The organism is Bradyrhizobium vignae (assembly GCF_004114425.1).
Taxonomy (GTDB): Bacteria; Pseudomonadota; Alphaproteobacteria; order Rhizobiales; family Xanthobacteraceae; genus Bradyrhizobium; species Bradyrhizobium vignae.
Genome location: NZ_RDQF01000083.1, coordinates 1 through 23209, shown reverse-complemented (window position 1 = coordinate 23209; position 23209 = coordinate 1). Strand labels below are relative to the sequence as shown.

General features: G+C 65.3%; 18 protein-coding genes. 5 read left to right on the top strand and 13 right to left on the bottom strand.

All coding sequences use genetic code 11. The features are described from left to right. Window positions 1-305: 305 nt before the first annotated feature. Complete coding sequence (locus EAV90_RS36425; RefSeq protein WP_129146191.1) at window positions 306-2516, bottom strand: primosomal protein N'; 2211 nt, start codon at window positions 2514-2516, stop codon at window positions 306-308. A gap of 121 nt (window positions 2517-2637) precedes the next feature. Between EAV90_RS36425 and EAV90_RS36420 the strand changes: the two genes are divergently transcribed. Both EAV90_RS36420 and EAV90_RS36415 read left to right on the top strand, forming a co-directional pair. Beyond that, a complete protein-coding gene (locus EAV90_RS36420) occupies window positions 2638-3603 on the top strand; it encodes a tyrosine recombinase XerC (RefSeq protein ID WP_129146190.1) in 966 nt (321 codons plus the stop codon). Window positions 3604-3689: 86 nt separating this feature from the next. Then, window positions 3690-4280 carry a DUF4337 domain-containing protein gene (locus EAV90_RS36415; protein WP_122400412.1) on the top strand — a complete coding sequence of 197 codons (591 nt, stop codon included), beginning with the start codon at window positions 3690-3692 and terminating at the stop codon, window positions 4278-4280. Between the two features lie 177 nt (window positions 4281-4457). Here the strand turns inward: EAV90_RS36415 and EAV90_RS36410 are convergent, their stop codons facing one another. From EAV90_RS36410 to EAV90_RS36355, 12 genes are all read right to left on the bottom strand, one after another. Further along, window positions 4458-4988, bottom strand: a complete 531-nt coding sequence (locus EAV90_RS36410) for a hypothetical protein (RefSeq protein ID WP_122400411.1) — start codon at window positions 4986-4988, stop codon at window positions 4458-4460. Window positions 4989-5021: 33 nt separating this feature from the next. Then, window positions 5022-6422, bottom strand: coding sequence for a dihydrolipoyl dehydrogenase (gene lpdA, locus EAV90_RS36405; protein WP_129146189.1), 1401 nt, complete (start codon window positions 6420-6422; stop codon window positions 5022-5024). Between the two features lie 55 nt (window positions 6423-6477). Next, a complete protein-coding gene (locus EAV90_RS36400; protein ID WP_129146188.1) occupies window positions 6478-7239 on the bottom strand; it encodes an SDR family oxidoreductase in 762 nt (253 codons plus the stop codon). A 54-nt stretch (window positions 7240-7293) separates the two neighbouring features. Further along, window positions 7294-8535, bottom strand: a complete 1242-nt coding sequence (odhB, locus tag EAV90_RS36395) for a 2-oxoglutarate dehydrogenase complex dihydrolipoyllysine-residue succinyltransferase (protein WP_129146187.1) — start codon at window positions 8533-8535, stop codon at window positions 7294-7296. Between the two features lie 182 nt (window positions 8536-8717). Continuing rightward, on the bottom strand, window positions 8718-11675 hold the full coding sequence (locus EAV90_RS36390; RefSeq protein WP_129146186.1) for a 2-oxoglutarate dehydrogenase E1 component: 2958 nt from the start codon (window positions 11673-11675) through the stop codon (window positions 8718-8720). A 136-nt stretch (window positions 11676-11811) separates the two neighbouring features. Further along, window positions 11812-12696: a succinate--CoA ligase subunit alpha gene (gene sucD / locus EAV90_RS36385; protein ID WP_129146185.1), complete on the bottom strand. Its 885-nt coding sequence runs from the start codon at window positions 12694-12696 to the stop codon at window positions 11812-11814. 34 nt (window positions 12697-12730) lie between these two features. Next, a complete protein-coding gene (locus tag EAV90_RS36380; RefSeq protein ID WP_122400406.1) occupies window positions 12731-13210 on the bottom strand; it encodes a DUF1579 domain-containing protein in 480 nt (159 codons plus the stop codon). A 4-nt stretch (window positions 13211-13214) separates the two neighbouring features. After that, on the bottom strand, window positions 13215-14411 hold the full coding sequence (gene sucC / locus EAV90_RS36375; RefSeq protein ID WP_122400405.1) for an ADP-forming succinate--CoA ligase subunit beta: 1197 nt from the start codon (window positions 14409-14411) through the stop codon (window positions 13215-13217). A gap of 224 nt (window positions 14412-14635) precedes the next feature. Next, window positions 14636-15604, bottom strand: a complete 969-nt coding sequence (gene mdh / locus EAV90_RS36370) for a malate dehydrogenase (protein ID WP_129146184.1) — start codon at window positions 15602-15604, stop codon at window positions 14636-14638. 250 nt (window positions 15605-15854) lie between these two features. Continuing rightward, complete coding sequence (gene zapE / locus EAV90_RS36365; RefSeq protein WP_122400403.1) at window positions 15855-17042, bottom strand: cell division protein ZapE; 1188 nt, start codon at window positions 17040-17042, stop codon at window positions 15855-15857. Window positions 17043-17238: 196 nt separating this feature from the next. Next, entirely contained in the window at window positions 17239-17775 is a 537-nt protein-coding gene (gene thpR, locus EAV90_RS36360) for an RNA 2',3'-cyclic phosphodiesterase (protein ID WP_122400402.1), read from the bottom strand. Window positions 17776-17948: 173 nt separating this feature from the next. Then, window positions 17949-18584 carry an arylesterase gene (locus EAV90_RS36355; protein ID WP_164937258.1) on the bottom strand — a complete coding sequence of 212 codons (636 nt, stop codon included), beginning with the start codon at window positions 18582-18584 and terminating at the stop codon, window positions 17949-17951. Window positions 18585-18639: 55 nt separating this feature from the next. On the opposite strand from EAV90_RS36355, the gene EAV90_RS36350 reads away from it, so the two are divergent. The 3 genes from EAV90_RS36350 (at window position 18640) to EAV90_RS36340 (ending at window position 22993) form a co-directional block, all read left to right on the top strand. Next, window positions 18640-19362, top strand: coding sequence for an ABC transporter ATP-binding protein (locus EAV90_RS36350; RefSeq protein WP_129146182.1), 723 nt, complete (start codon window positions 18640-18642; stop codon window positions 19360-19362). Beyond that, complete coding sequence (locus EAV90_RS36345; protein ID WP_129146181.1) at window positions 19359-21929, top strand: ABC transporter permease; 2571 nt, start codon at window positions 19359-19361, stop codon at window positions 21927-21929. Before EAV90_RS36350 ends, EAV90_RS36345 begins: the two co-directional genes overlap by 4 nt. A 272-nt stretch (window positions 21930-22201) precedes the next feature. Next, on the top strand, window positions 22202-22993 hold the full coding sequence (locus EAV90_RS36340; RefSeq protein ID WP_025575992.1) for a Bax inhibitor-1/YccA family protein: 792 nt from the start codon (window positions 22202-22204) through the stop codon (window positions 22991-22993). Window positions 22994-23209: the final 216 nt, after the last annotated feature.

Sequence of the window (23209 nt, the reverse complement as noted above, 5' to 3'; positions counted from 1 at the left end):
CTGCAGATAGTTGCGTTCAACCGTTCGGTCATAGCTGTTGTCTCGCATCGGATCGTTCCTCCGCTGCAGCGATCCAATCAGCGAATTATTGAACATGCACAATTGCGAGCGAAGCGAAGCAATCCAGGATCTTTCCGCGGAAAGACTCTGGATTGCTTCGTCGCAAGGGCTCCTCGCAATGACGTGGAGAGAGTGTGCCTAAAGCATGATCCGGAAAAGTGCGAAGCGGTTTTCCGGAAAGATCATGCGTAAACAACAAGCTAAAGCGCGATGACGATTCATCCAAATCTCATCGCGCTTTAGCCCTACAAAAAGCTCTGCGGATCGACGTCGACTTCGAGCTTTTGATTGCCTGTCGGCTTCGGGCAGACGGCGAGCCAGTTGCGCAAGTAATCCGAGAGATCGAAACCGCGCGCCGATTTCACCAGGATGCGGAAGCGGTAGCGGCCCTTGATGACGGCGAGCGGGGCTTCGGCCGGGCCGAGCACCACGACGCGCTCGTCGCGGGGCGCGAGCGCGACGAGCTTGCGGCCGAGACCTTCGGCACTCGGGCGGTCGCCTGCAGAAATGATCAGGCTCGCGAGCCGGCCGAACGGCGGATAGAGCGTCTTCTCGCGCAGATCGATCTCGCTGTCGTAGAAGGCCTCGCGGTCGCAGGCGACGAGCGCCCGCATCACGGGATGATCGGGCTGATGAGTCTGCAGATAGCCGACGCCGCGACCCTGCTCGCGCCCGGCACGGCCGATCACCTGGTTGAGCAATTGCCAGGTCCGTTCCGCCGCGCGCGGATCGCCATTGGACAGACCGAGATCCGCATCGACCACGCCGACCAGATTGAGCCGCGGGAAGTTGTGACCCTTTGCCACGAGCTGCGTGCCGATGATGATATCGACGCGGCCCTCCGCGATTTCGGCAAGCTCGGAGCGCATCGTCTCGAGCGAGGTGATGAGATCGCTCGACAGCACCATGGTGCGCGCTTCCGGGAACAACGCCGCCGCCTCCTCCTGCAGGCGCTCGACGCCGGGACCGACGGCGACCAGCGATTCCTCGGCCGAACAGTTCGGACAGAGATGCGGGCGCGGCATCGAGAAACCGCAATGGTGACAGACCAGGCGCTGGCGGAAGCGGTGATCGACCAGCCAGGCGTCGCAGATCGTGCAGGCGAAGCGATGGCCGCAGGCACGGCAGAGCGTCAGCGGCGCATAGCCGCGGCGGTTGAGGAACAAGAGCGCCTGCTCGCGCTTTTCGATCGCGGTCCTGATCTCGCCGGCAAGCCGCGGCGAGATGAAGCGGCCGCGCGCGGGCGGCTCGCGGCGCAGATCGATCGCCTCGATATGCGGCATGTGCTGGCCGCCGAAGCGCGAGGGCAGCGCGATGCGCTGATAGCGGTTCTTGCGCGCATTGACCTCGGACTCGACCGAGGGCGTCGCCGACGCCAGCACGACCGGGATTTTTGCGATATGCCCGCGCACCACCGCCATGTCGCGGGCGTGATAGTGCACGCCATCGTCCTGCTTGTAGGCCTGGTCGTGCTCCTCGTCGACGACGATCAGGCCGAGATTGGCATAGGGGAGAAACAGCGCCGAGCGCGCGCCGACCACGACCGGCGCAGTCCCTGCGGAGATCGCCGCCCAATTGCGCGCGCGGGTGCGCGGCGTCAGTTCGGAGTGCCATTCGATCGGCCGCACGCCAAAACGCTGCGCAAAGCGATCGAGAAACTGTCCGGTCAGCGCGATCTCCGGCATCAGGATCAGCGATTGCCTGCCACGACGGATCGTCTCGGCCACCGCCTCGAAATAGACCTCGGTCTTGCCGGAGCCGGTGACGCCGTCGAGCAGCGCGACGTGGAAGGTGCCGTTGGCCGCGAGCGCGCGCATCGTGTCGACCGCGGCGCGCTGCAGCGGCGTGAAATCCGGCCGGCCGAATTCCGGATCGGGCGCCGGCGGCGGCGGAGGCGGCGGCATCGGCTCCACCGTGAGCGTGCCTTCGTCGACGAGGCCGTCGATCACGCCCGAGGAGACGCCGGCTTCCTTGGCCGCTTCGGACTTGCCGTGCAGCAGGCGGTCCGACAGCAGCGCGATCACCCGCTGCCGCGCCGGCGTCAGCCGCTTCGGGGGATCGCCGACCAAGCGTACACCGGCGCGCGCCCGCTCAGGACCGAGATTCTCGCCCATGCGCAGGCACATGCGCAGCACCATGCCGCGCGGGCTCAGCGTGTAATTGGCGACCCAGTCGACCACCTGGCGCAGCTCGGGCTTGAGCGGCGGGATATCGAGCTTTTCGCCGACCTCCTTGAGGCGATTGTGCAGGCGTGGATCCGGGTTGGCGTTTTCGCCCCAGACCACGGCCAGGACCTCGCGAGGCCCAAGCGGCACACTGAGGAGATCGCCCGCCTTCAGCTCCATGCCGCGCGGCACTTTGTAGGAATAGGTCTGGTCGAGCGCGACCGGCACCAGCACGTCGACCATGCGGGTCGCGTTGGCGGGGGCGGTGCTGCTGCGCGAGGTGTGATCCATCAACAGTCTTTGGAGGGAGAATCGGAACCCGGAGTGCGAGGCTAGCGCCGCGGGGCGACCTTAGCGAACAGTAAACTGGTGTGATGCGATATACTGCGCGGAATCACCACGTCCAGAGCGCATGAGCAAAGCGGCCGCCCCACACATCGAGCTCGCCAGCGCCGATCCCTCGATCACGCAGGAGATGGCGCGCTGGCTGTCGCATCTCGGCGCCGAGCGGCGACTGTCGCCGAAGACGCTGGAGGCCTATGGCCGCGACTTGCGGCAGTGCCTGGATTTCCTCTGTGCCCATTGGGGCGAGCGGGTCACGCTCGAACGGTTCGCGGCGCTCGAAGCCACCGATATCCGCGCCTTCATGGCGATGCGCCGGGCGGACGACATTGCCGGCCGGAGCCTGATGCGCGCGCTCGCGGGGCTGCGTTCGTTTGGACGTTTTCTGGAGCGCGAGGGCAAAGGCAAGGTCGGCGCATTGTCGGCCATCCGCGCGCCAAAAGTCGCAAAAAGCCTGCCGAAGCCACTGCCGATGGCATCGGCAAAGCGTCTTGCCGACGCCGACGAGCGCGCCGGCGAGGAACGCGAGAGCTGGATTCTCGCGCGCGATGCCGCCGTGATGGCGCTGCTCTATGGCTCGGGCCTGCGCATCTCCGAAGCGCTCGGCCTGAAGCGCCGCGAGGTGCCGCGGCCCGGCGAAGGCGACGTGCTGGTCGTGACAGGCAAGGGCAACAAGACCCGCATGGTGCCGGTGCTGCAGAACGTGCTCGAGCTGGTGCAGGAGTACGTCGCGATGTGCCCGTATTCGCTGCCCGCGGAAGGGCCGATCTTCGTCGGCGCGCGCGGCGGGCCGCTCAGCCCGCGCATCATCCAGCTCGCGATGGAGCGGCTGCGCGGCGCGCTGGGACTTCCCGACAGCGCCACACCGCACGCACTGCGCCACTCCTTCGCCACGCATCTGCTGTCGCGCGGCGGCGACCTCCGCGCCATCCAGGAATTGCTCGGCCACTCCTCGCTCTCGACCACGCAGGTCTACACCGGCATCGATTCCGAGCGGCTGCTGGAAGTCTATGCCAGCGCGCATCCGCGGCGGTGAACCTGACATCAAGCTGTCATCCCGCGCATGCCTCTTGCGCGGCACCCGCGGTTGGGTCAATCGTGCGGAACCAGACAGGAGGACATATGAGCGCACATGAAAGCATGGAGCATGCCGAGCACGCCGAGCACGCGTCCGGCTCGAACAAGAAGATCGCCCTTCTGATCGCCGTGCTGGCGCTGTTCCTTGCGATCTCGGAGACGCTCGGCAAGGGCGCCCAGACCGAATCGATCAGCAAGAACGTCGAGGCCGCCAATCTCTGGGCATTCTTCCAGGCCAAGAGCATCCGCCGCACCGTCGTGCAGACCGCGGCCGAGCAGGGCAAGCTGACGCTCGCCGGCACCGGCGATGACGCGCTGAAGGCGTCGGTACAGAAACAGGTCGAGGACTGGACCAAGACCGCGCAGCGCTACCGCTCCGAGCCCGAGACCGGCGAAGGCACCGAGCAGCTCGCCGAGAAGGCCAAGCATGCCGAGCACGAGCGCGACGAGGCGACCGCGAAGTACCATCACTTCGAGCTGGCGTCGGCGGCCTTCCAGATCGGCATCGTGCTGGCATCGGCGACCATCATCACCGGCATGTTCGCGCTCGCCTATGTCAGCGGCGTGCTGACGCTCGCCGGCCTGATCATGACCGCGCTCGGCCTGTGGTGGCCGCATCTGTTGCATTTGCATTGATGGGTGTGTGGCGTGCGGTTTGACGCCAAACAGACAGTGTCATGCCCCGGCTTGACCGGGGCATCCAGTACGCTGCGGCTTCTCGGTTCTCATCTCTCTCTCTCTGTCTCTGGAATACTGGATCGCGCCGGGCGATGACAGCGAGTATGTGGCGAACAGCGAATATGTGACAGAGAGCTAGCGCGCCTGGTGCACGCTCTTGCGAAAACGCTGGATCAGGCGCAGCGTGCGGGAAGACCAGCCCTCGCCATCGCCGGCGATCAGCTGACGGATGCGGCGCTTGATCGGGTCGACCAGCTCAGCGGCCCTGGCGCGCACCTTCAGCACCAGATCATAGATCCGCTCGAACCAGTGCATCTCCAAAAGCTTGTCGCGCGTCACGTCGAACACGAAGGCCGTGACTCCGACGCCAACCATCTTCGCGAAAACGATCGTGAACACTGCGCTGGTCCAGTATTCGTGCGCCAGCAGCCACAGGCCGACCAGCTTGAGCGGAAACAGCGGGATGATGGGGACCGCGAACACGATCAGCGTCATGGCCGGCGACAGCGCATCGACGCGCTCCGTCAGCCATTGCTTGAACCGCGCGAGCGGGATGGCTGCGACGACCCGAGCGACGATCGGCTCGAGATGGTCCCACAGCCAGGCTTCGATCAGGAAGACGATCGCAAGCAGGACCCAGACCGGTTGAAGGAGGCGGCGCAGCATATGTTCCCGCCCGTTTCGGTGCTGGGCGCGTCGCTACATATGGATGGCCCGCTTGCCGACTGCAAGCGCGGCTTCCTTGACCGCCTCCGAGCGGGTCGGATGGGCATGGCAGGTGCGCGCGAGATCTTCTGCGCTGCCACCAAACTCCATGAGAACGCAGGCTTCATGGATCATTTCGCCGGCCTCAATGCCGATAATGTGCACGCCGAGCACGCGATCGGTCTTCGCATCTGCGAGAATCTTCACGAAGCCGTCGGTGGTCTGGTTGACCTTGGAGCGGCCGTTGGCGGTAAAGGGAAACTTCCCGACGGTATAGGCTGTGCCTGCCTGCTTCAATTCCTCCTCGGTCTTGCCGACGGAGGACACTTCCGGCGTGGTATACACGACGCCCGGGATCACATCGTAGTTCACGTGGCCCGCTTGCCCCGCGATGATCTCGGCGACCGCAACGCCTTCGTCCTCGGCCTTGTGCGCGAGCATCGGGCCTGCGACGACGTCGCCGATGGCATAGACGCCCTTGAGGCTGGTGGCGAAATGCGGATCGATCTGGACGCGGCCGCGCGCATCGAGCGCGACGCCGGCTTCCTTCAGGCCGAGCCCATCAGTGTAGGGCACGCGGCCGATGCAGACCAGAACGACGTCGGCCTCGATGGTCTCGGCGGCACCGCCGGCAGCCGGCTCGATTTTCGCGAGCAGTGCCTTGCTGTTCGCTTCGACGCCGGTGACCTTGGAGCCCAGCTTGAATGCAAATCCCTGCTTCTCAAGGATTCGCTGGAATTGCCGTGCGACCTCGCCATCCATGCCGGGCAGGATGCGATCGAGGAATTCGACCACCATGACCTCGGATCCGAGCCGGCGCCACACGGAGCCGAGTTCGAGCCCGATCACGCCGGCGCCAATGACCAGCAATCTGCCTGGCACCTTCTCCAGCGACAGCGCGCCGGTCGAGGAGACGATGCGCTTCTCGTCGATCTCGATGCCCTTGAGGCGCGCGATGTCGGAGCCGGTGGCGATCACGATGTTCTTGGTCTCGACCACCTGCGACTTGCCGTCGGCGGAGACCTCGACCTTGCCGGTGCCCAAGATCTTGCCGGTGCCCTTGAGCACGTCGACCTTGTTCTTCTTCATCAGGAACTCGACGCCCTTGACGTTGCCGTCGATGCCCTGCTGCTTGAAGTTCATCATCGCGGGAAGATCGAGCTTCGGCGCGGGAACGCTCACGCCCATCTTGGCGAAGGAATGCCCGGCTTCCTCGAACATCTCGGAGGCGTGCAGCAGCGCCTTCGAGGGCATGCAGCCGACATTGAGGCAGGTGCCGCCGAGCGTGGCGTTCTTTTCGACCACGGCGACTTTCATGCCGAGCTGGCTCGCGCGCACCGCGCAGACATAACCGCCCGGTCCGGTGCCGATGACGACGAGATCGTAGGTAGCCATGAGAAGGTCCCGTAAGGTTGGCGTGATGAGGATGTGTCAGCGTCCGCGCGGCGCGTCAGCGTCCGCCGGACACATCGAGAATCGCTGAGGTGACGTAAGACGCCTCGTCCGACAGCAGCCAGACGATCGCGTTGGCGATTTCATCGGCGGTGCCGACGCGCTTCATCGGCACAAGATGGGCCAGACGATGGGCGCGGTCGGGCTCGCCGCCGGCGGCGTGGATTTCGGTGTCGATCAGGCCCGGGCGAATGCCCGCGACGCGAATGCCCTCGTTCGCAACCTCATAGCCGAGGCCGATGGTGAAGGAATCGATCGCGCCCTTGGAGGCGGCATAGTCGACATAAGTATTCGGCGAGCCGAGCTTGGCGGCGACCGACGACAGATTGACGATGACGCCGCCCTTGCCGCCATGCTTGGTCGACATCCGTTTCACCGCCTCGCGCGCGCAGAGGATGGAGCCGGTGACGTTGACCGCCATGACGCGCTGGATGCGCTCGGCCGACATCTCGTCGACCCGCACGCCGCTCTTGCCGACGATGCCGCCATTGTTGACCAGCGCGCCGAGCGTGCCGAACTTGTCGGCTTCCCTGAACAGGTTGAGGATGTCGCCTTCCTCGGCGACGTCGCATTTCACCGCGATGGCCTTGCCGTTCTTGGCTTCGATCTGCGCGACCACCTCATCGGCGGCCGCCTTGTTGCTGGCATAAGCGACCACAACGCGATAGCCGCGCGCGGCCGCCGCAAGCGCGGTCGCCCGCCCGATGCCGCGGCTGCCGCCGGTGATGACAACGACTTTATCCGTCACGCGCGCCTCCATGGTTCGACATGCGCCGTCGCGTCGGTCGCGACGGCGCTCGCAGAGCATTGCGGATCAGAGATCGAGCACCAGGCGCGCCGGATCTTCCAGGCTCTCCTTGACCCGGACCAGGAAGGTGACGGCTTCCTTGCCGTCGATGACGCGGTGATCGTAGGACAACGCCAGATACATCATCGGGCGGACCTCGATCTTGCCGCCGACGACCATCGGCCGCTCCTGGATCTTGTGCATGCCGAGGATACCGGACTGCGGCGCGTTCAGGATCGGCGTCGACATCAGCGAGCCGTAGATGCCGCCATTGGTGATCGTGAAGGTGCCGCCCTGCATCTCGTCGATCTTGAGCTGGCCGTCACGGGCGCGGCGGCCGAAATCGGCGATGCTCTTCTCGATGTCGGAGATCGACTTGTGGTCGCAGTCGCGCACCACGGGCACGACGAGGCCCTTGTCGGTGCCGACGGCGACGCCGATGTGGTAATAGTTCTTGTAGATCAAATCGCTGCCGTCGATCTCGGCGTTGACGGCCGGGATGTCCTTCAGCGCCTGCACGACGGCCTTGGTGAAGAAGCCCATGAAGCCGAGCTTGGCGCCATGCTTCTTCTCGAACGCGTCCTTGTAGTGGGCGCGCAGCGCCATGACGTTGGTCATGTCGACCTCGTTGAAGGTCGTGAGCATGGCCGCGGTGTTCTGCACGTCCTTGAGGCGGCGCGCGATGGTCTGGCGCAGGCGGGTCATCTTGACGCGCTCTTCGCGGGCGGCGTCATCGGCCGGCGACGGCGCGCGGACCTGCACGGCGGCGGCGGGCTGGTTGACCGGGGTCGGCGCCGACGCGGCGCGCTCGATCGCAGCCAGCATGTCGCCCTTGGTGACGCGACCGTCCTTGCCGGAGCCCGGAACGGTGGAGGCGTCGATGCCGGTCTCGGCCGACAGTTTTCGCACCGAAGGCGCGAGCGGGGCATCGGCCGGCGGCGCCTTGGCGGCGGCAGCGGGAGCCGGCGCGGGAGCAACGGCAGCAGCAGGAGCAGCAGCCTTGGCCGGCGCGGCGGCGGGCTTGGCGGCGCCGGCACCGTCGGTGATCTGACCAAGTAGCGCGCCCACAGCAACGGTCGCGCCATCGGCGGCGATGATCTCGCTCAGCGTGCCCGCGGAGGGCGCCGGGACTTCGATGGTGACCTTGTCGGTCTCGAGCTCCACCAAGGGCTCGTCGACGGCGACGGGGTCGCCGGCCTTCTTGAACCAGCGGCCGATGGTGGCCTCGGTGACGGATTCGCCGAGCGTCGGCACACGAATTTCAGTCATGGTCTCTTCCTTAAGGGATCGCCAGTAGCGGTCATGAATTTCATACGTCATTGCCCGCGAAGGCGGGCAATCCAGTACGCCGTGACCTTCGTGATCAGAACGAAAGCCGCGTCGTACTGGATGCCCCGCCCCCGTGCGCAATTGCGCACTGGGCGGGGCATGACAGAGTCCTAAAGAACTTCTCAGCTCAGTGCTTCGTCCAGGAACGCCTTCAGCTGCGCCTGATGCTTGGACATCAGACCCGTGGCGGTCGCGGCGGAAGCGGCGCGGCCGACATAACGCGGACGCCGGCTCGCACCGTTCACCTGGTTCAGCACCCATTCCAGATAGGGCTCGATGAAGTGCCAGGCGCCCATGTTGCGCGGCTCTTCCTGGCACCACACCACTTCGGCCTTCTTGAAGCGCGACAGCTCGGCCACCAGCGCCTTCAGCGGCACCGGATAGAGCTGCTCGACGCGCATCAGATAGATGTCATCGATGCCGCGCCTCTCGCGCTCCTCGTAGAGGTCGTAATAGACCTTGCCGGAGCACAGCACGATGCGGCGGATCTTCTCGTCCGGAACGAGCTTGACCGCTTCGTTCGGCAGCATCTGGGCGTCATCGTAAAGGATGCGGTGGAAGGTCGTGCCCTTCGCGAGCTCCTCGAGACGCGACACCGCCCGCTTGTGGCGCAGCAGCGACTTCGGCGTCATCATGATCAGCGGCTTGCGGATCTCGCGATGCAGCTGCCGGCGCAGCACGTGGAAGTAGTTCGCCGGCGTGGTCGGGTAGACCACCTGCATGTTGTCTTCCGCGCACATCTGCAGGTAACGCTCGAGACGCGCCGAGGAATGCTCCGGCCCCTGGCCTTCATAGCCGTGCGGCAGCAGGCAGACGAGACCGGACATGCGCAGCCATTTGCGTTCGCCCGAGGAGATGAACTGGTCGAACACGACCTGCGCGCCGTTGGCGAAATCGCCGAACTGGGCCTCCCACAGCGTCAGCGTGTTCGGCTCGGCGAGCGAGTAGCCGTATTCGAAGCCGAGCACGGCCTCTTCCGACAGCAGCGAGTTGATGACCTCGTAATGGCCCTGCTCGCCGCCGAGATGGTTGAACGGCGTGTAGCGGCTTTCGTCCTCCTGGTCGATCAGGACCGAGTGGCGCTGCGAGAAGGTGCCGCGCTCCGAATCCTGTCCAGACAGGCGGACGTGGTGTTTTTCGTTCAGCAGCGAGCAGAACGCCAACGCCTCGCCGGTCGCCCAGTCGATACCGGTACCAGTGTCGATCGCCTTCGAGCGGTTATCGAGGAAACGCTGGATGGTGCGGTGAACGCGGAAGCCGTCCGGCACCTTGGTGATCTTGCGGCCGATGTCCTTCAGCGTGGCGATATCGACGCCGGTGACGCCGCGCCGCGCATCCTCTTCCTGGTCGGCGATCTTGAAGCCGGCCCACTTGCCGTCGAGCCAGTCGGCCTTGTTCGGCTTGTAGGAGGTGCCGGCCTCGAACTCGGCATCGAGCCGCGCGCGCCAGTCGGCCTTCAGCTTGTCGACCTCGCCCTCGGTGACCACGCCCTCGGCGATCAGGCGCTTGGCATAGAGCGACAGCGTCGACGGATGGGCCGCGATCCGCTTGTACATGACCGGCTGCGTGAACGCCGGCTCATCGCCCTCGTTGTGGCCGTAGCGCCGATAGCACCACATGTCGATGACGACGGGCTTGTGGAATTTCTGCCGGAACTCGGTCGCGACCTTGGCGGCGAACACGACGGCTTCTGGATCGTCGCCGTTCACGTGGAAGATCGGCGCGTCGATCATCTTCGCCACATCGGACGGATAGGGCGAGGAGCGCGAGTAACGCGGATAGGTGGTGAAGCCGATCTGGTTGTTGACGATGAAGTGCACGGAGCCGCCGGTGCGGTAGCCCTTCAGGTCGGACAGGCCGAAGCACTCGGCGACCACGCCCTGGCCGGCGAACGCGGCGTCGCCATGCATCAGGAGCGGCATCACGGAGATGCGCATGTCCGGCGGATCGCCGTGCTGGTCCTGCTTGGCGCGGACCTTGCCGAGCACGACGGGATCGACGATCTCGAGATGCGAGGGGTTGGCGGTCAGCGACAGGTGGATGCGGTTGCCGTCGAACTCGCGGTCCGAGGAAGCGCCGAGGTGATACTTGACGTCGCCGGAGCCTTCGACGTCTTCCGGGTTGGCGGAGCCGCCCTTGAACTCGTGGAACAGCGCGCGGTGCGACTTGCCCATCACCTGCGTCAGCACGTTGAGGCGGCCGCGATGCGGCATGCCGAGCACGATCTCCTTCACGCCGAGATTGCCGCCGCGCTTGATGATCTGCTCCAGCGCGGGGATCAGGGATTCGCCGCCGTCGAGGCCGAAACGCTTGGTGCCGGTGAACTTGGTGTCGCAGAACTTCTCGAAGCCTTCGGCTTCGACCAGCTTCATCAGGATGGCTCTGCGGCCTTCGCGCGTGAACGAGATCTCCTTATCGGGTCCCTCGATGCGCTCCTGGATCCAGGCCTTCTGCGCGGCATTGCTGATATGCATGAACTCGACGCCGAGCGTCTGGCAGTAGGTGCGCTCGCAGATCGCGACGATATCGCGCAGCGTGCCGTATTCCAGGCCGAGCACGTGATCGAGGAAGATCTTGCGGTCGTAATCGGCTTCGCTGAAGCCGTAGGTGCGCGGGTCGAGCTCTTCGCGGTTGCGCTGGGCTTCGATGCCGAGCGGGTCGAGCTTGGCGTGGAAGTGGCCGCGCATGCGGTAGGAGCGGATCAGCATCAGGGCGCGAACGGAGTCGCGCGTGGCCTGGAGGACATCGGCGGAAGAGATATCGGCGCCCTTGGCCTGGGCCTTGGCGGCGATCTTGGCGCCGACCGCCTTCTCGACCTCGGCCCAATTGCCGTCGAGCGCGGAGGTCAGATCGTCCCGCGGGGTCAGCGGCCAGTTGTCGCGCTCCCAGGACGGTCCTTCCGCGTTCTTGCTGATGTCAGCGGGCTGGTCGTTGAGGCTCTTGAAGAACTCCTGCCACTCGGCGTCGACCGAGGTCGGGTCCTTCTCGTAGCGGGCGTAGATTTCGTCGATGTAGGTGGCGTTGGTGCCCTGCAAAAAGGATGACAAGGCAAAGGCTGCGTTCGCGTCCTGGCGAGACATACTTGAGTTCCTGGCGATTTCGGTTCGCGCATAACAAACGGCGCTGGCGCCGAGCTCCCCGACAGGGCTCGACGCGACAGGCACCCTTTACCCTATTTGCTGCGAAACTTCGCCCGGAAAAGCACGAAGAAGTGAATTAGCACTTCAACTTTTCGGCAAGCGTATGGCCGAGGCGCGCGGGCGAAGGGGACACTGTAATCCCTGCCGATTTCATCGCCTCGGTCTTGGAACCGGCGTCGCCCTTGCCGCCCGAGATGATCGCGCCGGCATGGCCCATGCGGCGGCCGGGAGGGGCCGTGACGCCCGCGATGAAGCCGACCATCGGCTTCTTGCGGCCGCGCTTGGCCTCGTCCTTGAGGAACTGGGCGGCGTCCTCCTCGGCGGAACCGCCGATCTCGCCGATCATGATGATCGATTCGGTCTTGGGGTCGGCGAGCAGCATCTCCAGCACGTCGATGAACTCGGTGCCCTTGACCGGGTCGCCGCCGATGCCGACCGCGGTGGTCTGGCCGAGGCCTTCCTGGGAGGTCTGGAACACGGCCTCATAGGTCAGCGTGCCCGAGCGGGAGACGATGCCGACCGAGCCGGTCTTGAAGATATTGGCGGGCATGATGCCGATCTTGCACTCGCCGGCGGTCATGACGCCCGGGCAGTTCGGCCCGATCAGGCGCGACTTGGAGCCGATCAGCGAGCGCTTCACGCGCACCATGTCGATAACAGGAATGCCCTCGGTGATGCAGACGATCAGCGGGATCTCGGCGTCGATGGCTTCGCAGATCGCGTCCGCCGCGCCCGGCGGCGGGACGTAGATCACCGACGCGTCGGCGCCGGTCTTCTCACGCGCCTCGCGCACGGTGTCGAACACCGGCAGGCCCAGATGCGTCGAGCCGCCTTTGCCCGGCGAGGTGCCACCGACCATCTTGGTGCCGTAGGCGATCGCGGCCTCGGAATGGAAGGTGCCGTTCTTGCCGGTGAAGCCCTGGCAGATGACCTTGGTGTTCTTGTCGATCAGGATGGACATGAGGTCTGCTTTCGCGAACTAACGAGTGAGAGGGTCAGTGGATGCGGCGGTAGACGCCGGTGAGGACGTCGGACCAGCCTTCCGCGTCCGGCGAGAACTGGATCTTCAACGAATAGGAATTGTCGTCGATGATCTCGTAGACGTGGCGCGCATTGCCGCGAAGCGAGCCGCGCACCAGCGTCAGGGTCTTGCCGACCCATCCGCCGGAGGCGGGCGAGGGCGGCGTGTAGCCGAGCGAATCGTACCAGAACAGTTTGTAGGTCCGGTCGTCGCGATCGTAGGTGAAGATGCCGTGGGTGGCGAAGACCTGCTTGCCCTCGCGCATCTGGACACCGTCCTGGATCAGATAGAATCCGTTGAGGTCCATGCGCGCGACGACGTGAGAGGTCGCCGGTCCGCCCTCCGTCCAGCGCGACGGAAAGACCACCTCTTCGCCAGTCCATTCGCCGGCGAACGCGGCGAGACGCGCATGCTCGGGGAGCGGAGATGATGCGGCGAGATGGTCCTGGGCCATGGCCTTAGCCTCCCTTGACGGCCTTCACGATCTTCTGCGCGGCGTCGTCGAGATTGTCGGCCGGCACCACGTTGAGGCCGGATTCGCGGATGATCTTCTTGCCGAGCTCGACATTGGTGCCTTCGAGACGGACCACCAGCGGCACGCTGAGACCGACCTCGCGCACCGCGGCCGTGACGCCCTCGGCGATCACGTCGCACTTCATGATGCCGCCGAAGATGTTGACCAGGATGCCCTTCACGTTCGGATCGGCGGTGATGATCTTGAATGCGGCCGCGACCTTCTCCTTGCTGGCGCTGCCGCCGACGTCGAGGAAGTTCGCCGGCGCCATGCCGTAGAGCTTGATGATGTCCATCGTCGCCATGGCAAGACCGGCGCCGTTGACCATGCAGCCGATGTTGCCGTCGAGCGCGACGTAGTTGAGGTCGTACTTGGACGCCTCGATTTCTTTGGCGTCTTCCTCGGTCTCGTCGCGCAGCGCGAGCACCTCAGGATGACGGAACAGCGCGTTGTCGTCGAACGACACCTTGGCGTCGAGCACGCGGAGCTGGCCCTGCTTGGTCACGACCAGCGGGTTGATCTCCAGCATCGACATGTCCTTGGCGACGAAGGCGGCATAGAGCTGCGCCGTGAGCTTCTCGGCCTGCTTGGCGAGATCACCGGAGAGCTTGAGCGCCTTCGCAACCGTGCGGCCGTGATGGCCCATGATTCCGGTGGCGGGATCGACTGAGAAGGTCACGATCTTCTCGGGCGTGTTGTGCGCGACGTCCTCGATGTTGACGCCGCCTTCGGTCGAGACGACGAAGGAGACGCGCGAGGTCTCGCGGTCGACCAGGATCGAGAGATAGAACTCCTTGTCGATGTCGGAGCCGTCCTCGATGTAGAGGCGGTTGACCTGCTTGCCGGCCGGGCCGGTCTGCACCGTCACCAGGGTTGCGCCCAGCATCTGCTTGGCGAATTCGGCGACCTCGGCGGCCGATTTGGCGATGCGGACACCGCCCTTGTCGCCGGCCGAGGCTTCCTTGAACTTGCCCTTGCCGCGCCCGCCGGCGTGGATCTGGCTCTTCACCACCCAGACCGGGCCGGGCAGCGCCTTGGCCGCAGCTTCTGCGTCGGCGGCTTTGAGGACCGGCACGCCCTTGGAGATCGGCACGCCGAACTCGTTCAGCAGCGCTTTGGCCTGATATTCATGGATATTCATATGGTCGCTCCCTGAACCCGCGGGCGTGACCCCATGGGCCCACCTCAGTCTTGTGGCTGGCATACCATATACCACAGGAACTGCAACCCGGATTCTTTGCCTTCAAGATCTCTGGACTGCGAACCGGAGCCCCGCCCAGCCTTCAACAAGGGTTGCAGCCGGGGTCCGGAAGTGAAACCGCCGAAGACCGGATTTCGATCTTCGGCGGGGTATCTGCTTGCGCCTTAGCGGCCGAGAAGGTCGGGGGCGATCTTCTTGCAGGCGTCGACCAGGCCCTGCACGGCACCGACCGACTTGTCGAAGGCCTCGCGGTCCTTGCCGGCGAGGTCGATCTCAACCACGCGCTCGACGCCCTTGGAGCCGATCACGACGGGCACGCCGACATACATGTCCTTCACGCTGTATTCGCCATTGAGATAGGCGGCGCAGGGCAGCACGCGCTTCTTGTCCTTCAGATAGCTCTCGGCCATCGCGATCGCCGACGCGGCCGGGGCGTAGAAGGCCGAGCCGGTCTTGAGCAAATTGACGATCTCGGCGCCGCCGTTGCGGGTGCGGTCGACGATCTCGTCGAGGCGCGCCTGCGAGGTCCAGCCCATCTTGACGAGGTCGGGCAGCGGAATGCCGGCGACGGTGGAGTACTTCACCAGCGGCACCATGGTGTCGCCATGGCCGCCGAGCACGAAGGCGGTGACGTCCTCGACCGAGACGTTGAACTCGTCGGCCAGGAAATAGCGGAAGCGCGCCGAGTCCAGCACGCCGGCCATGCCGACGACCTTCTTGTGCGGCAGGCCCGAGGCCTTCTGCAGCGCCCAGACCATCGCGTCGAGCGGGTTGGTGATGCAGATGACGAACGCGTCCGGAGCGTACTTCTTGATGCCGGCACCCACCTGCTCCATGACCTTGAGGTTGATGGAGAGGAGGTCGTCGCGACTCATGCCGGGCTTGCGCGGCACGCCGGCGGTGACGATGCAGACCTTGGCGTTGTCGAGCGCCTCGTAGGAGTTCGCGCCGGTGTAGTGCGCGTCGAAGCCGTCGACCGGCGAGGACTGCGCGATGTCGAGCGCCTTGCCCTGCGGCACGCCCTCGGCGATGTCGAACATCACGACGTCGCCCAGTTCTTTCAGGCCGATGAGGTGAGCCAGCGTTCCGCCGATCTGACCGGAGCCAATCAAAGCAATCTTGTCGCGCGCCATGTGAACCTGTCCTTTAGACACGTAAGGAGGGGAAAACTGAGACGGGTGGTTATCCCTTTCGCCTTCCCCGTTCAAGTCGCCCAATGCCCAATTGTCGGGCTTGCCGACGTCTCGGGCACGCAGCCCCCTCGTTCCGGGATGCGCCGATAGGCGCAGGCCCGGAATGCATCGGGCGACAGAGCTTGTGGCCCGATGGATTCCGGGTTCGCGCTTCGCGCGTCCCGGAATGACAGCGCTAGCGAAATAGGACTTAAGTCTCCACCAGACCTTTGGTCGAGCCGCTGGCGGTGGAATCCTTGCGGCCGTGAGGCAGCGCCAGATAGGATTCCGAGCTCATCTCGATCAGGCGCGAGGCGGTCCGCTTGAACTCCATGGCCTCATTGCCCTCGGTGGCGAGGTAGAGCGAGATCGGATTGGCGTCGGCCGAAGCCATCAGCTTCACGGCGTTGTCATAGAGCGTATCGATCAGCGTGATGAACCGCTTGGCGGCGTTGCGCTGGGAGAAGTCCATGACTGGAATATGGTCGACCAGGATGGTGTGATACTCGTGCGCCAGCCTGAGGTAATCGGATGCACCCAGCGGCTTCTCGCAGAGATCGGCGAAGGAGAACCGCGCCACGCCGTGGGCCGAGCACGGCACGTGCAGGATGCGGCCCTTGATCGAAATGTCGCGCGGCCTGCATTGTGCCCCACCTGACATCCGCTTCCAGGCACGGTCGAGCGCGGCGTCCGCATCGCCATCCGCCGGTGTCAGCCACATCGGCACGCCCTGCAGTTTCTCCAACCGGAAGTCGGTGCGGGCATCGAGCCGCGCGACGTCCATGTGATCGGTGATCTGCTTGATGAAGGGCAGGAACAGCGAGCGGTTCAAGCCACCCTTGTAGAGATCGTCGGGCGCGACGTTGGAGGTCGCAACCACGACGGTGCCGAGATCGAACAATTTCGCGAACAGGCGGCCCAGGATCATCGCGTCGGCGATGTCGGTGACGTGGAATTCGTCGAAGCAGAGCAGCCAGCTCTCCTCAAAGATCGCATTTGCGGTCAGCGCGATGACGTCGCCATCGGCGATCTCGCCGCGCGCGATGCTCTGGCGATAGTCGTAGATGCGCTCGTGCACGTCCGCCATGAATTCGTGGAAATGCGCGCGGCGCTTGTGCTCGACCGAGCAGTGCTGGAAGAACAGATCCATCAGCATGGTCTTGCCGCGGCCGACCTCGCCATGGATGTAGAGCCCGCGCGGGGCATCATCCTTGTCGCCGCTGCCGAACAGGCGGCTGAGCAGGCCCTGCTTGCGCAGCGGCTTGTAAGTGGCGAGCCGCTGGTCGAGCGCCGCATAGGCCTCGGCGACCTCGGCCTGCGCGGCATCGGGCTCGATCGCGCCAGAGGCGATCTCGGCCTGGTATGCCTCGCGGAATGGGGAACTGGGGGTGGAGAGCATGGCCCTTTACCGCCAGAGACGGACGGAAATTGCAAGCCGTCAATTGGTGCGGGGCGCTATGCGTTCTGAGTCCCGGACGCGCTGCAGCGCTCTTGCGCTGCTGCGCAGAGACGGCCCCCCTATTTCGTCCATAGCCAAAATTCATTCATCGCGGAGCGCTGGGCCCCGCCTCTGCGGCCGGGGCACGGAAGCTGCGCTACTCACACAGTTCGTAGGCGTCCTCGACCACATACGGGCCGCCGCCCGTGGAGGCGCGCGAGGAGAACAGCACGAAGCGTTCGGCCATGAACGCCTTGCTTGGGAAGTAGCCGCGCAGCGAGAGATAGTCGGCGACGTCGCGGTCGGAGGCGTCGTGCAGCCGGGCCAGCGTGACGTGCGGAATGAACTTGCGTCCCTCCGGGTCGAGGCCGATCCGCTGCATCATGCGTTCGAGCTCGGCCTGCAATTCCATCAGCGGCTTGCTCGGCACGATGGTCGCGACCACCGCGCGCGGCTTGCGGCCGCCGAAGCTGGTGAGGCCCTGCACCTTCACCTCGAATGGCTTGCGGTCGACGCGAAACAGCATCGAGGCGATCTCGTTGGCGGAAGCGCCGTCGATGTCGCCGATGAAGCGCAAGGTGACGTGATAATTTTCGGGATCGATCCAGCGGGCGCCGGGGAGGCCACCCCTCAAGTTGGAAAGCGACTGGCCGATCTCGGCCGGAATTTCCAGACCCGTGAACAAACGCGGCATCGTTTCGCACTCCCGATGCTTGGGTACAGCCCTCGAGCTGAGGACCATATCCAAATTAGAGCCGGCGACGAATCACCGGTACCCTGATTCCTATCGCAGTTGTGTGACTCTGCGAAGCTTCGCCCGCCTCACCCCCGTAAATCCCTGGGAGTTCGGGTTGGGACTGCCCGCTTTCAACGCCGCTGCTCAGCGATCGTGCCAATGAATGCCTCCACCATGGGCATGATCCTGCCGACGATGATGTCGACGCCGGCCGCAGTCGGATGAATGCCGTCGGCCTGATTGAGCTTGGCGTCGGCCGCAACGCCATCGAGGAAGAACGGATAGAGCGGCACATCGAATCGTTTCGCCAGATCCGGATAAATCGAATTGAAGCGCGCCGCATAGTCCGCGCCGTAATTCGGCGGCGCCAGCATGCCGCACAGCATCACCGCGATCTTGCGCGCCTTCAGGCGCTGGATGATCTCGGTCAACGCGGCGCGCGTCACATCGGGATCGATGCCGCGCAGCGCGTCGTTGGCGCCGAGCTCGACGATGACGCCATCGGTTCCGTCGGGCACCGACCAGTCGAGCCGGTCGCGGCCGCCGGAGGTGGTGTCGCCGGACACCCCGGCGTTGGTCATGTCGACCTCTATGCCCTTGATCTGCAAGGATTTTTTAAGCTTTTGCGGGAACGCCTCCTGGGCCGGGAGGCCAAGACCGGCGCTCAAGGAATCGCCGAGAACGACAAGCTTGACCGGTTTCGTCGCGCCCGCCCAAGCGGGGGACGCAATGGTCATCACGGCGAGCATCAACACGGCTATGTGCATGAACAATCCGTAACGCCTCTCGACCCCGCGTGCGGAGTTGCCATATGACCGGACCATGGACACGCGCATCAATTCCTCTTCGCTCGCCACGACCGCGATGGACACCATCGCCATCTCCAACGTCAATCTCTCATTGGGCACGGGCGCGGCACGCGTTCATATCCTGAAGGATATCAGCCTGCGCGTCGCCTCGGGCGAGACGATCGGCCTGATCGGCCCGTCAGGCTCGGGCAAATCCACGCTGCTGATGGTGATGGCGGGGCTGGAACGTCCTGATAGCGGAGAGGTGGTGGTCAATGGCACGGCTTTCAATGCCCTCGACGAGGACGCGCTGGCGCGCTTCCGCGGCCGCCAGGTCGGCATCGTCTTCCAGTCCTTCCACCTGATCCCGACCATGACGGCGCTGGAGAACGTCGCGGTGCCGCTCGAGCTTGCCAGCGATCCCGATGCTGCGAGGCGCGCGGCGCAGGAGCTGCAATCGGTCGGGCTCGGCGATCGCCTGCATCACTACCCGACGCAGCTCTCCGGCGGCGAGCAGCAGCGCGTGGCGCTGGCGCGCGCGCTGGCGCCCGATCCCGCCATCCTCGTCGCCGACGAGCCCACCGGCAATCTCGACGAGGCAACGGGAAAGCAGATCGTCGATCTCCTGTTCAGCAAGCACGCCGAGCGCGGCATGACCTTGGTGCTGGTGACGCACGATTCCTCGCTCGCGCAACGCTGCGATCGCGTCATCCGCCTGCGCTCCGGGCGCATCGACACGCAGTCGGCGCCGGCATGAGCGCAGCTGTCGAATCGTTCGCGAAGCCGGGCGGCGTCGCGCTCTCGTTGCGTTACGCCCTGCGCGAATTGCGCGGGGGCTTGCGCGGCTTCTATGTCTTCATCGCCTGCATCGCGCTCGGCGTGATGGCGATCGCCGGCGTCGGCTCGGTGTCGGCGAGCCTCTCCGACGGTCTCGCCCGCGAGGGCCGCACGCTGCTCGGCGGCGACGTCTCCTTCGTGCTGTTCCAGCGCGAGGCCAAGCCGGAGGAGGTCGCCTTCCTGCGCTCGCGCGGCACCGTCTCGACCGCCGCGACCCTGCGCGGCATGGCGCGCTCGGCTGATGGCAAGCTCGCGCTGGTCGAGATGAAGGCCGTCGACGACACCTATCCGATGCTGGGCCAGCTGACACTGGCACCGCCGCTACCGATGGCCGATCTGCTCGCGATGCGTGACGGCGCGTTCGGCGCCGCGGCCGATCCGACGCTGCAAGCGCGGCTGTCGCTTAGGAACGGTGACCGCCTCACGATCGGGTCCGCAACGTTCCAGATCCGCGCCACCGTCGAAGCCGAACCCGACAAGCTCGCCGGCGGCATCGGCTTCGGCCCGCGCTTCCTGATCAGCGAGGAGGCCTTGCGCGCCACCGGCCTGATCCAGCCCGGCAGCCTGGTGCGCTGGGTCTACCGGGTCAAGCTGCCCGATACCGCGAATAACGAGCGCGCCACCGAAGCCTTCATCGCGGACGCGCGCAGCGCCGCGCCGCAGGCCGGCTGGGAGATCCGCAGCCGCTCCAACGCCTCGCCGCAACTCGAGCGCAACATCAGCCGTTTTACCCAGTTCCTGACGCTGGTCGGCCTCGCCGCGCTGCTGGTCGGCGGCGTCGGCGTTGCCAATGCCGTGAAGAGCCATATCGATCGTCGGCTCGAGGTGATCGCGGCCCTCAAGGCCGTCGGCGCGACCGGAGGCGACGTGTTCGGCATCTATCTGGCGCAAGTGATCCTGCTTGCGGGCATCGGTTCGGTGATCGGCCTTGCGCTCGGCGCGGCGATGCCCTTCGCCATCGTCGGGCTGTTCGGCAAGCTCTTGCCGCTGCCGGTGGTGCCGGCGGTGCATGCCGACGAGCTCGCACTGTCCTTCGTCTATGGCCTGCTCACAGCGCTCGCCTTCGGCCTGTGGCCGCTCGGGCGCGTGCATGACGTGCCGGTGGCGGCGCTGTTCCGCGACACCATCAGCTCCGAATGGCACCGGCCGCGCGCGAGTTATCTGGGCCTCATGGGCGTGGTGATCGCGCTGCTGATCACGGTCGTGATCGGCCTGTCGTTCGACAAGCGCATCGCCGCAGTGTTCGTGGCCTCCTCCGTCGTCGTGTTCGCCCTGCTGCGCGGCATCGCCGCCCTGCTGATGACGATCGCGCGGCGGCTGCCGCGGACGCGGCTGCCAATGCTGCGGCTCGCGATCGCCAACATCCACCGGCCGGGCGCGCTGACGCCGTCGGTCGTGCTGTCGCTCGGGCTCGGGCTCGCCGTGCTCGTCACCATCACCCAGATCGACGGCAATCTGCGGCGGCAGTTCCTCGCGGCGCTGCCCGATCGCGCACCCTCGTTCTTCTTCATCGACATTCCGAGCGCGCAGGCCGAGCAGTTCGACGGCTACCTGCGCCAGATCGCGCCAGGCGCGACGGTCGAGGACGTGCCGATGCTGCGCGGGCGCATCGTCGCCGCGCGCGGCGTGCGCGCCGAGGAGCTCAAGCCCACCACCGATTCCGAATGGGTGCTGCAGAGCGACCGCGGCCTGACCTATACGGCCGAGCTGCCGAAGGGTTCGAAGGTGGTCGAGGGCGAGTGGTGGAGCGCGGACTATTCCGGCCCGCCGCTGGTCTCGATGGAGAAGAAGATCGCCGACGGTTTAGGCCTCAAGCTCGGGGACGAGGTGGTGGTCAACGTGCTCGGCCGCGACATCCCGGCGAAGATCAGCAATCTGCGCAACATCGACTGGCAGGGGATGGGCATCAATTTCGTCCTCGTGTTCTCGCCCAACGCCTTCAAGGGCGCGCCGCACACCCATATCGCGACGCTGACGGAGACGGGCGGAAATGCGGCAGGCGACGGCAAGATCATCAAAGAGGTCGCCGACGCCTACCCTATGGTGACGAGCGTGCGCGTGCGCGAGGTGATGGAGACGGTCGGCTCGGTCGTGACCAATCTGGCGCTGGCGATCCGCGGCGCCAGCGCCGTGACCCTGATCTCGGCGATCCTGGTGCTGGGCGGGGCGCTCGCCGCCGGCCACCGTCACCGGGTCTATGATGCGGTGATCCTGAAGACGCTGGGCGCGACGCGGCTGCGGCTGCTCGGCGCCTATGCGCTCGAATACCTCCTGATCGGGCTCGCCACCGCGGTGTTCGGCGTGATCGCCGGCAGCATCGCCGCCTGGATGATCGTGACGCGGCTGATGACGCTGAGCTTCGTCTGGCAGGCCGGCAGCGCGGCCGGCGTGGTCGCGGCCGCCCTGGTCGTCACCGTCGGGCTCGGGCTCGCCGGCACGCTGCTGGCGTTGAACAAAAAGCCGGCCACGGTGTTGCGGAATTTGTGACAAATGGTAGCGGCTAACCGCAAGGGAGCGAAATCGCACGATTCCTTGCGATTAACCACGGTCCGCTCGTCGGGATTGCGGGCGAGGGCGACATTCGGCCGCGCGTGGACGGTTGCAGCGAATGTGTTAGTTTCCCACATATCGAATGGGTTCGGAGCCCCGATTGTTAGCCAAAATTTAGTCGGCTGGCATCGGTATCCGAGATAGAGTTTGACGAACCGGCGGCATGGCGACCCTCGTGCCGGACCGGACCAACCAACGGGAATTCGACCATGTCGGACCTAGACCGTAACTACGCTTCTCCTTTCGGCAGGGCCGCCGGGCGTGTTGACGCCGCGACGGTCGACGCCGGCCTGCGCGCTTACATGCTGCGCATCTACAACTACATGAGCATCGGCCTCGCCATCACCGGCCTTGCCGCGCTCGGCGTCTACATGGCCGCCGTGACCGACGTTCCGACCCCGGAAGCGGTCCGCGTCGGCAAGCTGTTCCTGACGCCGTTCGGCTACGCGATGTTCGTCAGCCCGCTGAAGTGGCTGTTCATGCTCGCGCCGCTGGCGATGGTGTTCGTGATCTCGGCGGGCATCAATCGCCTCGCCCCCTCGACCGCCCAGATCCTGTTCTGGGTGTTCTCGGCGCTGATGGGAATCTCGCTGTCGTCGATTTTCCTGGTGTTCACCCACACCTCGATCGTGCGGGTGTTCTTCATCACGGCGGCGACCTTCGGTGCGCTCAGCCTCTACGGCTACACCACCAAGCGTGACCTGACCGGGATGGGCTCCTTCCTGTTCATGGGCCTGATCGGCATCATCATCGCGAGCCTGGTGAACCTGTTCCTGGCCAGCTCGATGCTGCAGTTCATCGTCTCGGTGGTCGGCGTGCTGGTGTTCGCGGGCCTCACCGCCTGGGATACCCAGCGGCTGAAGAACGACTACATCTACGGCTACGCCTCGGCCGGCGGTGACATCGCAGAGCGTGCGGCCATCACTGGCGCGCTGTCGCTGTACTTGAACTTCATCAACCTGTTCACGCTGCTGCTGCAGCTCCTCGGCCAGCGCGATTAAGCTCTGGGACGAGAGAAGGACACAAAACCCCGGCCGCGAGGCCGGGGTTTTTGTTTGGGCGTGGCTGCCGCCACATACTCCGTCATTGCTGTGCATGTTCAATAATTCGCTGATTGGATCGCTCCAGCGGAGGAACGATCCGATGCGAGACAACAGCTATGACCGAACGGTTGAACGCAACTATCTGCAGAAGTGGCGTTTTCTGATTTGGGAGTA